The following is a 14,655-nucleotide window of genomic DNA, read 5'->3' as shown; positions in this document are numbered from 1 at the left end:
CCTTCTTCACATACTATTATTTAATTACTCCATCTAAATGATCTTTCAAGTTCACTAAAAACTTCTCAATATCCGGATTCTTCACCACATCATAACAAGCAAAACTCTTTAACGGACTCATACCGAGAAACTTTTGCACGCGGTGTAAATGACTAAGCGCTGATTCTAAACTTTCTCCTTCAAAGAACTTCGTCTTATCTCCAAATGCTTTTTCAGGTGCATTCCAAGTTGTAGAGAACATATACTCTTTCTCTTTTAATAAACCACCTGTTCCATATTCATCTGCACCTTTAAAGAACAAACCGTATTCATATACTTCATCCATATACGTTTTAAATAAGCCCGGTACACTAAACCAATAAATCGGTGTTTGATAAATAACAACATCGGCCCATAAAAACTTATCTTGTTCTTCTTTAATATTGTAACCATCTTGAATCGTTGTTGTTTTCACATGATGATTCTCGCCTAATACAGTAACCATATAATCTACTAACGTTCTATTTAATCGTCCTTCCTTTGTACCGTATTTTTCATGTCCATTTATAATAAATATATTTTTCATCGTTTTTCTCTCCCCTATATGATCTACTCTTCGGCTATTAAGCCGAGTTGCTGCTGTAGTGTAAGATTATCTTCTAAATGCCAATCTTCCGTTATCTTTCCGTCTTTCACATGTAAAATATCAATTGCAAAAAAATTAATTTTCTTACCATTATGCGTTCCTGTAAAAGAAAGACGGGCTGTTACTTTATCACCAACAACTAATAAGTCTTCAATCTCACAATGTATATCAGGCACAACTTTACGAAAATTTTGCGCTGCAAACTTTAATCCTTCAATGCCTTGTGGTCGCCCTTTCGGCAATGTATTATCGAAAAATTTTTCAGCAACAGTCTGCGGAATAAGTTCCTCCTTACCTGTATCCCAAAATGCATAAAAACGCTGCGCCGCATGAACCATTTCTGTCACTTCTTTTTTACTTAGTGAGGGATCAATTGTCATTGCTTTTGGCCTTGGCATTTCTTTTAATAACTGGACTTCAGTTTTTTGTTCCACACCACATGCTACAAGCACAATACAAATAACAAACAAACTAAGGAATCCAAATAACTTTTTTATCCCCATGGAAATCACCACCTCCTCATATAAATCCTTTATGTTTCGTATTGCTATTGTATATGCACTAACTTCATTTATGGAAGTAGTGATATTTTTTTCATATAGTTACCAAAAGTATAGTTTTGTGATACTATAAAGCAAATTCATCCAAAAAAATTTTATGGAGGCTAGTTCCATGAACAATATAGATCCAGTTGAATTAACGAAAGGTTTACCTGGCATACCTTGTCCTATCGCTAAAACGCTTGATGTAATTAGTACAAAATGGACGTTTTTAATCATTCGTGATCTTCTTATCGAAGGAACATTACGCTTTAGTGATTTACAAAAATCAATGAATGGTATGAGTCCAAAAACATTATCGCTTCGACTAAAAGAATTAGAGTCTCAAGGCATTATAACGAGAAAAGTATATCCAGAAGTTCCGCCTCGTGTAGAGTACACATTAACGGATAAAGGAAAGCAATTAGAGGGGATTTTTATTGAATTAAAACGGTTTGGGTTAAGCTTATAAAACAAAAACCCCTTACCGTCGTAAGGGGTTTTATTACTTCGCAAAACTTTCAGCCAACTGTTTCTCTCTCCACATAAATGTAATGCCGAGACCAACTATTAAAACAACGCCTGAAAATGCATATGGATAATGAATATTCATATCAAATAATATTCCGCCCATCGCTGGCCCTGCGATATTTCCTAAACTCGTATAAGTCGAGTTCATCCCAGCAACGAATCCTTGCTCTTTTCCAGCTGCTTTTGATAAAAACGTCGTTAAAGCTGGACGAAGTAAATCAAATGCTAAGAAAATGAAGCAAGTAACGAGAAGTACAATCCAATAATTAAAGACTACAGTTGAGACGAATGCTAATACTGCACCTACAATTAAACATATTTGGATTAATACTTTCTCACCGAACATGTCTACCAATTTGCCAAACATAAATACTTGCACAACTACCCCAAAGATTGAACTGATTGTAATAATTGCTGCAATATCTTTCGGCGAGAAACCAAATTTATGATCTGAGAATAAGCTAAACACTGTTTCATACGCTGATAATCCGAATGCGAGTACAAATACGATAATAAATGCAATTGCATACATTGGATTTAATGATTTCTTTAAATCACCAATAAAACTTGATTCTTTCGTATTAGAAGAAATCTCTGCAAGTTCTTCTTTCGTTAACGGTTCTTTTAAAATAAAGATTGAAATCACACATGCTATAAAAGCAATTGCTGCTGCAACGAAAAACGGCACACGTATACCGTATTCTGCAATAAATCCGCCGATTCCAGGCCCTATAATGAATCCAGTACTAATAGCCGCAGATAAGTATCCCATCGCCTTTGGACGTTCCTGAATAGATGTAATATCCGCAACATATGCCGTAACACCAGGCATAATAAAAGCAGCACTAATTCCGCCTAATACCCTTGCTACATAAAGCATCCATACATCTTTTCCCAATCCAAAAAGAAGCTCTGAAACACCAAAAATAAATAATCCAATGATTATCATTTTCTTCCTACCGTAAAGATCAACCCATCGGCCTGTAATAGGTGAAGTAATGAGCTGTGCCATTGCAAACACTGCAACGAGATAGCCCATCGTCTTCCCAGTTAAATGCATATCATTCATAAAGGACGGCATAACCGGAATGATTAATCCAATCCCTAAAAAAGCGATAAATATATTACTCAAAAGAATAACCAATACCATCTTTTGTTCTTTTATCGGTTTCTTCACTTTTTAACACCTCTTCCCGTAAGTTCCTCTCAAAAAATAATACCCAAGAAGCTTTTTCTTTATCCTGCTCTTTGCGGGCTAGTAATGAGTGAGGATGCCTCCACTCATTAGAATTTCACTCTATCCTTCTACACATACATAAGTATTAGGTGAATGACTATCATTCAGTTTTCCTCAAAAATGAACCTACCTTTTCAGACAGGTTCATCTTACTACTTCTTTATATGTAGTGCATGTGTTAAAAAATCTAGTACTTCTGCCTTTTGCAAATCCACTTGCTCATCATCTTTATGATCATATAAATAAACTTGTTCCGCTGCTGATTCAACAAGAGCGATAAATAACTTCGCTGTTCTCTCTGCGTGAACCGAATCACGAATTTCACCGGCTTCTTTCGCCTCACTTAAAAATTCGCTTAACCACATATAAAGAGGCTCATACACAGCTTCCCACTCTTTTATATGTTCAGTAGATGCAAGACCTGCATACATTAAAGCTTGTATTTCACGGTATTCCTCTATAAAGTGAAACACCGCATCGATTACTTGTGCCACTTTATTTGAAAAAGGTACATCTTTTTGTACTTTTTCTTTCACTGCAAGTATCATCTTTTCAACCATCACTTCTGCTATTGCAGGCATAACAGATAGCTTAGAAGGAAAATATAAATAGAAAGTTCCTTGCGCAATGCCAGCTAATTTCACGATATCAGAAATCTTCGTTTTTTCAACGCCCTTTTCCTGAAACACTTCAATAGCTGCATAGACAATTTTCTCTTTTTTATTCATCATCTAAACCCTTTCACACGCATATTGAATGACTGTCACTCATTTTATAAGATAATCGATTGTACTGTCAATGATAGTGAACTCTAAGAGGAAATCGTTTTTTTATAATAAAATCTCCTAATAAACAATTAGGAGATAAAAATGCAATATATCTTTAAGAAAGTGCCTTTAATCCTGTCACTCCACATACAATAAGAAACACACTAATGATACGCGCTTTACTTTTCGACTCACCAAACAAGAACATGTTTAACAAAACTGCACCTGCTGTTCCGATACCAATCCAAACCGCATACGCGACACTTACTTGTAAAAATAAGAAGGAAGTATACAAAAATGCGAAGGATGTAGCAAACCCACCTATATAAATCGCACCATTGGCTAATGTCTTATCTTTACTATACATTTTAAGTCCTATCACACCGACTATTTCACTAATTGCAGCACAAAATACGAAAAACCAACCCATTTTTAAGCAGCTCCTTCCACAGTTTCTTCTTTATTATCAGCTAGCTTTAAACCGATAACGCCAGCTACAACCATCACGATAAAAAATAACTTCCCTACACTGAAACTTCCACCGAAAAGAAATACATCCATTAAGAAAGTACCTACCGTACCAGCTCCGGCGAAAACAGCATATACAGTCCCTGTTGCAAGATGTTCACACGCTTTAGAAAGGAAGTGAAAATCAACAGCGATAACTCCTAAAATAATAATCCAATGCCACCAAGTATTGGCTGTATTAAAACCAAACACCCAAAAAATTTCAAAGATACATGTTAATATGACATATAACCAAGCTTTATTTTTCATACCTCTCACCTCTTATGACTGACTATCAGTCATTTTTGTTTTAAAAAAATATACTCTTTCATCAATACTATATAAAAACAACTATCATCCTCATTTACCATTGTATTTGTTCCATTTCTAAGCTAACTGCATCCTGTCACATAAAAATGACTGAATGTCATTCATATATATTGTACATGAACATTTTAAAAACTGTCAATGCCGAAAGTTTATTTAAAATTTCTTTCATCTGATTTGTATATTTCTTAATAATCTGTCAATACTGCTAGTAACATAATATTTTCTCCACTCCCCCTTGGAGAGATCCCTTGAATGGAGCAGTTAGCTTTTGCTAGCTGCTCTTTTTTATTTATCCGCACACTATGATGAAATACTCATAGATCAAATCCATTTTTCATCACATAACAACATCTATTTATTTTCCAATGAGCTTTTGTATGCACTAATTTTATTCTCGAGCATCTTCTCTGTAACTTCTAAGTTTTCTCTTTGAATCTGAATAGATTTCCTATGATCTTCTAGGAGCTGTAAACGAGCTTCTGTTGTATGCTCCCCTTCTGTATATAATCTAGCGTATTCTCTTATTTTCGCTATTGGCATTTGCGTTTGTTTTAATTTCATTACAAACTGCAACCACTTTATATGTGACTCTTCGTAAAGTCGATTTCCATTTGTATCACGATTTGCAATTAATATATTTTCCTTTTCATAATAACGTAGTGTATGTGTGCTCACGCCTAATAATTTTGCTACCTCGCTAATTGTGTACATACTAAAACTCCCTTCACATGCTTACCCTCATATATTTTATAACCGTATCAAATTTATAAAAAACGTTTGACTTAGAGTATACTCTAACAAATACAATCTAACCATAAATGAATTTGAATTTAGGGGGATTTTATATGAAATACACTGTTATTACTGGCGCAAGTTCCGGAATTGGTTATGAAGCAGCTTTAGCATTTGCATCTCGCGGAAAAAATTTAGTACTTGTAGCTCGAAGACAAGAAGAATTAAACGAATTAAAATTGAAAATTAACGAAATGCATCCAGAATTGGATGTTGTCATTCGAAGAACTGATTTATCTGTTACTGAAGATGTTTATAAACTTTATGAAAGCCTACAATCTTTTCAAATTGAAACGTGGATTAACAACGCAGGTTTTGGTAATTTCGCCTCAATTGCTGAACAAAATTTAAATAAAATCGAGACGATGTTGCATGTCAATATAGAAGCACTAACAATACTCTCTTCTCTTTTCGTTCGAGATTATTCAATGGTTGACGGAACACAGCTTATTAACGTTTCATCGGGCGGCGGATACACGATTGTTGCTGATGCTGTTACGTATTGCGCTACGAAATTCTATGTAAGTGCATTTACAGAAGGGCTGTCTCACGAACTGAAAGAACAAGGCGCAAAACTGCAAGCAAAAGTTTTAGCTCCTGCTGCAACTGAAACAGAATTTGCGAAGCGTTCATTTGATATTGATGAATTCCAATATGATAATGTTGTACCAAAATTCCACACTGCAAAACAAATGGCACAATTTATGCTCGACCTTTATGATAATGATAAAGTTGTAGGAATTGTCGACGGTTTAACGTATAACTATGAACTTAAAGATCCACTTTATAATTTTGCCGTGAGACAAAAGAATTCAAATTCTTAATAACCTGTCCATTTCTTATGGAAATATATGTTCCCACTATATATGTAAATAATAGTGGGAACTTTTTCTCTATAAAATTTTCATCCAACATACCGCACCATCGCCACTTCATCACAATAATCCACCTTTGGACAATGTCTACAATCAATCCATACTTTCTCTGGCAACGCTTCTTTATTTATAAAATCAAATCCACACTTTTGAAAAAATACTGTTTCATATGTTAAGGAAATTACTCTTCTTACATTTATTTTCGTAGCTTCCTCCATTACATGATTTACAAGCATACGCCCTATCCCTTTCCCTGCATATGTATGCGAAACTACTAACGATCGTATTTCTGCAAGATCTTCTCCTAATACATGCAAGCCAGCAACTCCAACAATTCTCTCGTCTTCTTTCATAACATATAAACATTGCAAATATTGATAAAGAGACAAAAGAGAACGTGGTAAAACAACTCCCTCTTTTGCATAAACCTCAATAAGACTATAAATTTCTTTCACATCACTCGTCACCGCATTACAGATTTTCATATTACATCCCCTTGCCCCTCAATATTAATATTTATAACTCAAAATGAATTTTAATTCATAATTTTATATAATAATACATCTCTCTTTTCTCCTCGTCAATCAATTTATACAAACAAAAAACCAAGCAATCTAATCGATGCTCGGTTCCTCATTTCGTATCGGCAATACCGTCGAATATTTAATTTCACGAAGTGCTAAACTTGTCTGTATCCTTGTAATACCAAGCTTATTCAACTTTCTAATAAACTGCTCCAGTTCTTTACGATCACGATTTGCAACCTTTAATAAATAATCGTACTCTCCTGTTAAACAGTGACATTCTAACACTTCCGGCATCGCTTCTAATTCTTTCTCCAACACTTCCAACTTGTCAAATTGATGAATATTCGTACTCATAAAAATAAAGCATAATAAATCAAATCCAAGCTTTTCTTGATTTAAAATTGCAACTTGCTTATCGATGAAACCTTCCCCATCTAACCGTTTAATTCTTGCATGCATCGCAGCCGGTGATAAATTAACGCGACGTGCCAGCTCTGCATTACTTACTTGTGACTCCTTCTGCAATATATCTAAAATTTGTACATCCAAATCATCTAACACTTTAATAACAGACGATTCCATTATAATCCCCCTTTTTCTTACCGATGATTATTCGAAAAAACACCTTATAACTTATATAAAATTGAATATATTTCTTTAAATAGCTTCTACAACAAAACATTTTATCGACTTTTATCCATTATACAAAAGAATATATTACACAATAAAGAAAAATGTTAAAATTATTTACAATTCATATTGATTACAACAAAGGGGATTTTAATATGCCTTATTTTTACGTCTTTTTACTATTATTAACGAGCTTATTATGGGGAGGAAATTTCGTCGTTGGAAAATCACTCGTCGATCATGCATCACCGATGACACTTACAAATTTAAGATGGATGATTGCGATTGTTTGTTTATTACCGATGGTATGGTTTAAAGAAAAGAAAATCCTTCCACCACGTACCGCAATACTTCCGTTAATATTGATGGGAATTTCAGGGGTCGCTCTTTTTAACATCTTTCAATTTTTAGCATTAGAAAAAACATCCGCTACAAATGTAGGTCTTATCTCTACTTTGAATGCAATTTCAATCGCATTATTTTCAGTATTATTTCTAAAAGAAAAAGTAAATACACTCCAAATCCTATCCATGATTCTTTCATTCTTCGGGGTTATCCTCGTCCTATTAAAAGGTGATTTCTCGCTTTTATTTTCACTACATTTTAATAGTGGCGATTTATGGATGATTGCAGCAGTTTGTATTTGGGGAATCTATTCTGTTTGTAGTAAATGGGCAACAAAAACAACTACACCACTTATGGCAACGTTGTACTCTGGTATTTTCGGCGTTATTTTATTACTACCGTTTAACATAGGTAGCTTCACTGTTTCAAATATAAATACTTCTTTCATCACATCACTTTTATATACTGGGCTTATTTCGACAGTTCTTTGTATGGTATTTTGGAATATTGGTGTACAAAAATTAGGCGCAACTACATCAGGTATTTTTCTAAACTTCAATCCAATTTTCACAGCCATTTTAGCATTCATATTCCTCGGAGAAGAATTAACGTGGATACAAATTTTAGGGACAATTGTCGTTGTAACAGGGTGTTATTTATTTTCTCATTTCAAAACTGTTGCCGTTCAGCCTGTTAGACCTTTAATGCGAAAACATTCTTAATGAAAAAAACATCGTCATCTGGGTTGGCGATGTTTTTATTTACTCTTCATTTCTTTTATATACTGCTTTTCCTCTTCTGGCGATAAACGTTCCGTCGCCTTACCAGTATCTCCACCTTGAAGGCTCCATAAAAAGTTATGCTCCTCAACAGTTTGAGAAAAATCTCCTTTTTCCCATCTATTTATAATAGAAAATAACTTCATTTTATATTGAAAACCTGTACTATTTTCAATATCCCTTTTCACATTAGAAATTTCCTTTTTTGTCATCTCTACAAATCCCCATTTTTCAGAGGATTTTACCTTTTGATGCACCATTTTATGCATAGTAGAAATAATTTCACCTTCACTAAATTGCGGGGCTTCTTCTGCAGCTTTTTTCTCTTTTTCGTTTGCCGCTTGCTGGGTTTGAATATTTTTATTTTCTTTTTCCACATATGCAAGCAATTTCTTTCCGCCAACTATAGACGAGAAAATTACTATAATTGTAATGCATATACCTACGATCCATTTAAAAAGCATTATCTCTTCATCGCTTCCCTAACAATATGACTATCTACATATTGCTTAAACTTCACGATTTTTCCGTTCTCGAGTTGCCATACATGAACAAATTCTGCTTCAAATGATTTTCCTGTTTCTTTATAAACTCCAGAATACATACCTTCAGCAACAATTACATCTTTTCCGTTTACTTCATGATATGTATTTACACTTGCTTTATAATCATCCCATTCTGATCCTAAACGGCTAAATACATTTTCCATTATAGCTTCTACGCCTTTATATGTTCCGCCATACGGGAAACCTTCTGCCTCTGTCCATTCCACTTTTTCAGAGAAGGCTTCTGCTAAATGCTTTGCATTCGAAGAAGCTGATCCTTCATACGTGCTTTGAATAATTTCTAAATTTGATTTAGGCATATTACTTCCTCCCGTTTATTTATTTTTACACAAGATGTAACCTATACAGTTACATCTTGTGTAAAAAAATATTTAAATTGTTTTACTCTTAATTTATTTGTTGTAATCATTATAGTTACAATACTTCTTCAAGTCAACATTTATAAATAAAATTTACTTCGTTTTCATTACTTTTTCTTTTAAGAAACGATCTACATATCCTTCTGCTTTTACTACGAATAAATACGCACCCATTGATAATAATGCAAGATCTAATTCATATCCTGGATTCTTTCCATCTCCTAATAAACCTGCTGCTCCATTTACCTTTACGATAGCTCCAGCTAAAATAAGAGCGAATAACAATCCTACATATCGTACACCTAAACCGATAATTAATAATATACCACCAACTAATTCTACAGTTGCTACGCCGTATGCAAGGCCACCTGGTAAACCGATGCTTGTAAACCATCCTGCTACATTATCGATACCTGATTGAAACTTTGCTAAACCGTGTGCAAAAAACGTAACTCCTAACACGATACGAATAATTAAATTCCCAATATATTGATTCATTTTGAACTCTCCTTTTTGTTTTGTTATGGTGAACTTTTATTCACAAGTCAAAACAATACGGTATTTTATTTCATTCGTCAAATACTTTTTTAAAGAAAACAAAAAACATTATCCGTTTTACGGATAATGTTTTCCTACAAAATAGCGCTAATTCAAGCTTTTATTCTATCGCATAGAAAAAGTTGAAACATTTTTCCAGCGCCAATATAAGGCAGTAAAGAAACGTCCTCTTCCACAACTATTCCAACAACATTCACTTTCTCATCTACAGGTAAATCATGTGTAGCAACTTGCATCTCCCCTGCATATCTACCGTACAATTCATTATCAATTGTAATGCTGCCTTTCTTTCTTACAATTGTATGCATCGGCTGTAAAACCACTCTATTTCCTTCCCTTGATTCTACAGATCGAATAACATCACGAGCCGGATCTAGTCTATTTGTATGCACTTGCTCCACCACTTTTAATACTTCTTTATCAGTTATAAATGATTTGTAACGCAATGGAATAATCCCTCTACTCGCACTAGCTACTTCTTGCATACTTTCCAAACTTGCGCTTATATCTCCAATCAATACTTTATCAACACCACAATCTTGAACAAGTTCTAAGTACGCTTCAAGCGGGCGCATATTGCGATGTTTTTCTAACGTTGGTAACCCTTCATATAACGGACCACGTTTTTCCGCATCTCCTGGAATAAATGCCATCGTTTTTATTCCGCACTCCTGTAAATATTGATTTTGTTTTTGTAAGAAGGACTTTGCTAGTCCCGTCTCTGGACGTGGATAAAAATTATGCCACGCTTCTACATTCTCTACTCTTATATGTTCTGCAAGTAATTCTTTCCAAAATGGCTTTGTAATCGTACTCGCATTTAAAGCTACTTTCATCTTATGAGATACGCTTGCAATTTCTTTTGGCTCAATGCCGTAATCCATTCTTAAACCGGTAATGCCCCAGTCCAATAGTTCTTCCACATTTTCATATGTTAGCCCTAAATGATGTAACGATTTTGGAGAAACATCAACCATTAACTCCATTTCATGTGCAAGAGCTTGTTTCCCTAATATTTGAATTAACTCTTTATACGTATTTGGATCATCTTCTGGAATGTGCAGTGATGTAAAAATAGATGTAAACCCATTTTCCTTCGCTACTTTTAGCCACTCTTCTTGTTTCTCTACTCGTTCTTTTGAAAGATAAATGGAAACTCCGATCATATAAATCTCCCTTTCTATTAATAGAAAAAGAGAAAGGAATCCCTTTCTCTATATGTTTTCTGCCATTTCTTCTTTAAATCCGAAGAAATACGTAAAGATAAATCCGAAAGCATATGCAATTACTAAACCTAAGAAATAGAGTAAATATTTATTGTCAGCAATTAACGGAATTAAAGATAGCCCTGATACGCCAATTCCAAGAGAAGCTGTTTGCATAACTGCTTGGAATGCACCACCGACAGCCGCTCCTAAACAAGCAGTAATAAACGGTTTCCCAAGTGGTAATGTCACCCCGTATAATAACGGCTCACCAATTCCTAAAAAGCCAACTGGCAATCCACCTTTAATTACATTTCGAAGTCGTTTGTTTTTTGTTTTCACATAAATCGCAATTGCTGCGCCCACTTGGCCAGCACCAGCCATTGCGAGCACTGGTAATAAAGGTGTTACGTGTGTTTGATTAATAAATTCCATATGAATTGGTGTTAAACCGTGATGCAATCCGACCATAACGAGAGGTAAAAATGTTCCCGCAAGTACTGCGCCAGCAAATGCTCCGCCAATATTTAAAATAGCATTAATTCCGCTCGTAATACCATCTGATAAGAAACCTGCTAATGGCTGAATGGCTAACATCGTTACGATACTTACAACTAATACAGTAATGAGTGGTGTCACGATAATATCAACTGCGTTTGGCACTGCTTTTCGAACTTGTCTTTCCACTACAACCATAAGCCATGCTGCAAAAATAACTGCAAACAATCCGCCCCGTCCGGGCACTAATGCTTCACCAAACAATTTTACGTTTGCCATCGCCGGGTTGAAAATTAAAATACCAGCAATTGCCCCAAGAACCGGTGTCCCGCCAAATTCTTTCGCTGTATTCCAGCCGACTAAAATTCCTAAGAATGTAAAGATACCGCCGCCAATGAGTAGTAACATTTGTAACCACGTTGCATTTGGATCAGCACCAGCATTTTTCGCAAAGTTAGCAACCCCGTTTATAATACCTGATGCAACAAGACCCGGAATTAATGGAATAAAGATACTTCCTATTTTTCTTAAAAAGTTTTTCACTGGTGTATTATTTTTCTTCTTAATCTCTGATTTCATCTCTTGCCCAATATCTTCAAGGTGATGATCTGCTACCTCACCAATTCGTAGTCCTGTCAAGCCTTCCATTTCAGCTGCTACTTTATTTACTGTTCCTGGACCAACGACAACTTGAAGCGTCTCATCTTCTATAACACCCATAACACCTTCAACCTTTTTCAAAAGGTCCATGTTTACTTTACTTTCATCATGAAGGGTTAATCGTAGTCTCGTCATACAGTGAGCAATACTACGAATATTTTTTATTCCTCCAAGTTGCTCCGAAATTTCCTTGGCCATTCTCTCTTCTTTCTTCATAATAGAATCCCCCTCCCTATTATTTATAGTGCCTTCTTCACAAACCCTTTCGCTTCTTTTAGTTTCTCCAGTGCTTCCCCATACTCACACTGCAATAACACCATAACAATGGCAGCTTTTACGTTACGTTCTGCCTTTTCATAATACTCTGCCGCTACTTCATAACTAGCGCCTGTTGCTTCCACAATAATTCGTTTTGACCGTTCTACTAACTTTTCATTTGTGGATTGAACATCTACCATTAAGTTTTTATATACTTTTCCTACACCAATCATCGAAGCTGTTGAAATCATATTCAGTACTAATTTTTGTGCTGTACCAGCTTTTAAACGCGTTGATCCTGTTAATATTTCTGCGCCTGTTTCTACTTCCACATTTATTTTTGCATATTTACTTATTTCAGCATTTTTATTACAGGAAATGCTCGCTGTACTCGCTCCTACGCTACCTGCGTATTTCAAGCCGCCAATGACATAAGGAGTTCTGCCACTTGCAGCAATTCCAATCACTGTATCTTTCTCATTTAATCCAATACTTTTTAAATCTTCTTCCGCTAACTCTTCTCGATCTTCGGCACCTTCCACCGCTTTAGTAAACGCTTTCAATCCACCTGCTATAAATCCTTGCACCATTTTATCATCCGTGCCAAATGTCGGCGGACATTCCACTGCATCTAGAATACCTAAACGACCACTCGTACCAGCACCAATGTAAATTAAGCGTCCCTCTTCTTCAAAAGATTTAATAACAGTCTGTACAACCTTTTCAATTTGTTCTATCTCTTTTTCAACTGCTAACGCAACAGTTCGATCTTCTTCATTCATACTTTGCAACACTTCTTTTATGCTCATTTCATCCAGATTCATTGTTTTCTCATTACGATGTTCTGTCGATAAATTTTCTAACATATTGCCACCCTCTTTGAAATTATATTTCACACTTTTATTATAACTTCAAGAAACTAAAAATCAATAACTCTTTCTTATTTTACGAAATAAAATTTCACGACATGACATATTTTTGTCAAAGATAATAAAGTGAAACTTTAATCAGCGGGGGTTTTGTTCATCCCCACTGATTATTAGCCCGCACCACTCGGGCTTTTACGGGCAGTTAATCCCCCACCTAACTTTCTTTGCTTCCGCTGAATTTTGAAGTGGGGGGGCTTACTGCCCGTTAACGGGATAAAAAAAGATGAGTCTCCTCATCTTTTCTTCTACTTTAACTTCCGTAACCGCAACGCTTCTTCTCGCGTCTCCATAAATTGATCCAATACTTTATTACCAATTCGATTGAAAGTAATAACATATAAAGCATCGATCATATTCAATTGTGTCATTCTCGAAGCAATACTCGCAATACGATGATCTTGTTCTACATCTGGCATACAAAGGCGAATATCCGCTTCTTTATATAGGGGTGATGATTGATCTAATTTCGTAATTCCAATAACAGTTGCACCTTGTCTCTTTGCATACTGCGCCATTTCAAGCACATCTTTCGTTCGACCAGATGTTGAAATCGCAACAAATATATCGCCTTCTTTTAAATTCGTCACAAGTGGCAACATCATATGAAAATCAGATAGCATCATCGCTGTAAATCCAAGCCGCGTAAATTTATAAGCCCCGTCCATTGCTGGCGTAGCTGATCCGCCTACTCCGTAAAATATAATTTTTCCCGCATTGACAATACGATCCGCTGCTTTCTCAAGTTCCCTCTTATCTATTGCAGTAACACTCGCCTCAATTGCAGCTTTATTCACATAAGTAACTTTATTAAATAAATCATACGGTCCATCTTCTGTATTCATCACTGAAAAATCGTTAATATTATAATCAGCAATCGTTAATTCACGAACGAGTGCTATCTTAAATGCTTTAAAACTTCCGATTCCAATCGATTTACAAAAGCGAACGACACTCGCTTCACTTGCGCCTGCATTCGTTGACACTTCTTTCGTCGTTAAATTCGGTACAATCTCTGCATTCTCCATTATGTACATGGCAACCTTCTTCTCAGCTGGTGAAAATTGATCCATATTACTTTCAATTTTAAATAGTAATGTTGAAGCTTTCACTATTTAACCTCCACTTCTTACGGTTGCGT

19 protein-coding genes are annotated in these 14,655 nt (G+C 35.3%); 3 read left to right on the top strand and 16 right to left on the bottom strand.

The genetic code is table 11. The features are described from left to right. Nucleotides 1-16: 16 nt before the first annotated feature. Both ACS2QP_RS23530 and ACS2QP_RS23525 read right to left on the bottom strand, forming a co-directional pair. Nucleotides 17-565: an NAD(P)H-dependent oxidoreductase gene (locus tag ACS2QP_RS23530; RefSeq protein ID WP_000789190.1), complete on the bottom strand. Its 549-nt coding sequence runs from the start codon at nucleotides 563-565 to the stop codon at nucleotides 17-19. A 23-nt stretch (nucleotides 566-588) separates the two neighbouring features. Beyond that, nucleotides 589-1,128 carry an ester cyclase gene (locus tag ACS2QP_RS23525; RefSeq protein ID WP_438882907.1) on the bottom strand — a complete coding sequence of 180 codons (540 nt, stop codon included), beginning with the start codon at nucleotides 1,126-1,128 and terminating at the stop codon, nucleotides 589-591. Nucleotides 1,129-1,297: 169 nt separating this feature from the next. Between ACS2QP_RS23525 and ACS2QP_RS23520 the strand changes: the two genes are divergently transcribed. Continuing rightward, nucleotides 1,298-1,636: a winged helix-turn-helix transcriptional regulator gene (locus ACS2QP_RS23520; protein WP_438882906.1), complete on the top strand. Its 339-nt coding sequence runs from the start codon at nucleotides 1,298-1,300 to the stop codon at nucleotides 1,634-1,636. A 33-nt stretch (nucleotides 1,637-1,669) separates the two neighbouring features. Here the strand turns inward: ACS2QP_RS23520 and ACS2QP_RS23515 are convergent, their stop codons facing one another. From ACS2QP_RS23515 to ACS2QP_RS23495, 5 genes are all read right to left on the bottom strand, one after another. Then, nucleotides 1,670-2,872 carry an MFS transporter gene (locus tag ACS2QP_RS23515; RefSeq protein ID WP_075716859.1) on the bottom strand — a complete coding sequence of 401 codons (1,203 nt, stop codon included), beginning with the start codon at nucleotides 2,870-2,872 and terminating at the stop codon, nucleotides 1,670-1,672. Between the two features lie 212 nt (nucleotides 2,873-3,084). Then, on the bottom strand, nucleotides 3,085-3,663 hold the full coding sequence (locus tag ACS2QP_RS23510) for a TetR family transcriptional regulator (protein ID WP_002025356.1): 579 nt from the start codon (nucleotides 3,661-3,663) through the stop codon (nucleotides 3,085-3,087). Between the two features lie 151 nt (nucleotides 3,664-3,814). Beyond that, nucleotides 3,815-4,129 (bottom strand): DMT family transporter, encoded by a 315-nt coding sequence (locus tag ACS2QP_RS23505; protein WP_000539671.1) that lies wholly within the window; start codon nucleotides 4,127-4,129, stop codon nucleotides 3,815-3,817. Nucleotides 4,130-4,131: 2 nt separating this feature from the next. Then, nucleotides 4,132-4,476, bottom strand: a complete 345-nt coding sequence (locus ACS2QP_RS23500; RefSeq protein WP_000790626.1) for a DMT family transporter — start codon at nucleotides 4,474-4,476, stop codon at nucleotides 4,132-4,134. Nucleotides 4,477-4,887: 411 nt separating this feature from the next. Continuing rightward, nucleotides 4,888-5,247 (bottom strand): MerR family transcriptional regulator, encoded by a 360-nt coding sequence (locus ACS2QP_RS23495; RefSeq protein WP_075677766.1) that lies wholly within the window; start codon nucleotides 5,245-5,247, stop codon nucleotides 4,888-4,890. A gap of 134 nt (nucleotides 5,248-5,381) precedes the next feature. Between ACS2QP_RS23495 and ACS2QP_RS23490 the strand changes: the two genes are divergently transcribed. Beyond that, nucleotides 5,382-6,152 carry an SDR family NAD(P)-dependent oxidoreductase gene (locus tag ACS2QP_RS23490; RefSeq protein WP_000878078.1) on the top strand — a complete coding sequence of 257 codons (771 nt, stop codon included), beginning with the start codon at nucleotides 5,382-5,384 and terminating at the stop codon, nucleotides 6,150-6,152. Between the two features lie 80 nt (nucleotides 6,153-6,232). Here ACS2QP_RS23490 and ACS2QP_RS23485 read toward each other — a convergent pair whose 3' ends face one another. Together ACS2QP_RS23485 and ACS2QP_RS23480 are read right to left on the bottom strand one after the other, a co-directional pair. After that, nucleotides 6,233-6,688 (bottom strand): N-acetyltransferase, encoded by a 456-nt coding sequence (locus ACS2QP_RS23485; RefSeq protein ID WP_000686663.1) that lies wholly within the window; start codon nucleotides 6,686-6,688, stop codon nucleotides 6,233-6,235. 129 nt (nucleotides 6,689-6,817) lie between these two features. Further along, nucleotides 6,818-7,312: an Lrp/AsnC family transcriptional regulator gene (locus tag ACS2QP_RS23480; RefSeq protein ID WP_153581732.1), complete on the bottom strand. Its 495-nt coding sequence runs from the start codon at nucleotides 7,310-7,312 to the stop codon at nucleotides 6,818-6,820. A gap of 203 nt (nucleotides 7,313-7,515) precedes the next feature. Here ACS2QP_RS23480 and ACS2QP_RS23475 point away from each other — a divergent pair, with 203 nt between their 5' ends. Next, nucleotides 7,516-8,427 carry a DMT family transporter gene (locus ACS2QP_RS23475; protein WP_001146242.1) on the top strand — a complete coding sequence of 304 codons (912 nt, stop codon included), beginning with the start codon at nucleotides 7,516-7,518 and terminating at the stop codon, nucleotides 8,425-8,427. A 35-nt stretch (nucleotides 8,428-8,462) separates the two neighbouring features. Here ACS2QP_RS23475 and ACS2QP_RS23470 read toward each other — a convergent pair whose 3' ends face one another. The 7 genes from ACS2QP_RS23470 to ACS2QP_RS23440 form a co-directional block, all read right to left on the bottom strand. After that, nucleotides 8,463-8,948: a PRK06770 family protein gene (locus ACS2QP_RS23470; RefSeq protein ID WP_135277470.1), complete on the bottom strand. Its 486-nt coding sequence runs from the start codon at nucleotides 8,946-8,948 to the stop codon at nucleotides 8,463-8,465. Beyond that, nucleotides 8,948-9,349 carry a nuclear transport factor 2 family protein gene (locus ACS2QP_RS23465; protein WP_135277472.1) on the bottom strand — a complete coding sequence of 134 codons (402 nt, stop codon included), beginning with the start codon at nucleotides 9,347-9,349 and terminating at the stop codon, nucleotides 8,948-8,950. The genes ACS2QP_RS23470 and ACS2QP_RS23465 overlap by 1 nt, the downstream gene beginning before the upstream one ends. Nucleotides 9,350-9,502: 153 nt before the next feature. Further along, the gene (locus ACS2QP_RS23460) at nucleotides 9,503-9,907 is read right to left on the bottom strand and encodes a DoxX family protein (protein WP_001077751.1); all 405 of its coding nucleotides are present in this window, start codon (nucleotides 9,905-9,907) and stop codon (nucleotides 9,503-9,505) included. Nucleotides 9,908-10,059: 152 nt separating this feature from the next. Beyond that, nucleotides 10,060-11,133: a DUF871 domain-containing protein gene (locus ACS2QP_RS23455; protein ID WP_135277474.1), complete on the bottom strand. Its 1,074-nt coding sequence runs from the start codon at nucleotides 11,131-11,133 to the stop codon at nucleotides 10,060-10,062. Between the two features lie 48 nt (nucleotides 11,134-11,181). Further along, on the bottom strand, nucleotides 11,182-12,546 hold the full coding sequence (locus ACS2QP_RS23450) for a PTS transporter subunit EIIC (protein WP_000711293.1): 1,365 nt from the start codon (nucleotides 12,544-12,546) through the stop codon (nucleotides 11,182-11,184). 23 nt (nucleotides 12,547-12,569) lie between these two features. Next, a complete protein-coding gene (gene murQ / locus ACS2QP_RS23445; RefSeq protein WP_153581737.1) occupies nucleotides 12,570-13,454 on the bottom strand; it encodes an N-acetylmuramic acid 6-phosphate etherase in 885 nt (294 codons plus the stop codon). 308 nt (nucleotides 13,455-13,762) lie between these two features. After that, nucleotides 13,763-14,626 carry a MurR/RpiR family transcriptional regulator gene (locus ACS2QP_RS23440; RefSeq protein WP_000648173.1) on the bottom strand — a complete coding sequence of 288 codons (864 nt, stop codon included), beginning with the start codon at nucleotides 14,624-14,626 and terminating at the stop codon, nucleotides 13,763-13,765. Nucleotides 14,627-14,655 lie beyond the last annotated feature (29 nt).

The sequence above is a fragment of the Bacillus cereus group sp. Bce019 genome (assembly GCF_051781745.1).
GTDB lineage: Bacteria > Bacillota > Bacilli > Bacillales > Bacillaceae_G > Bacillus_A > Bacillus_A cereus.
The sequence above is the reverse complement of the archived record's forward strand: the minus strand, read 5'-3'. Positions and strand labels throughout refer to the sequence as shown.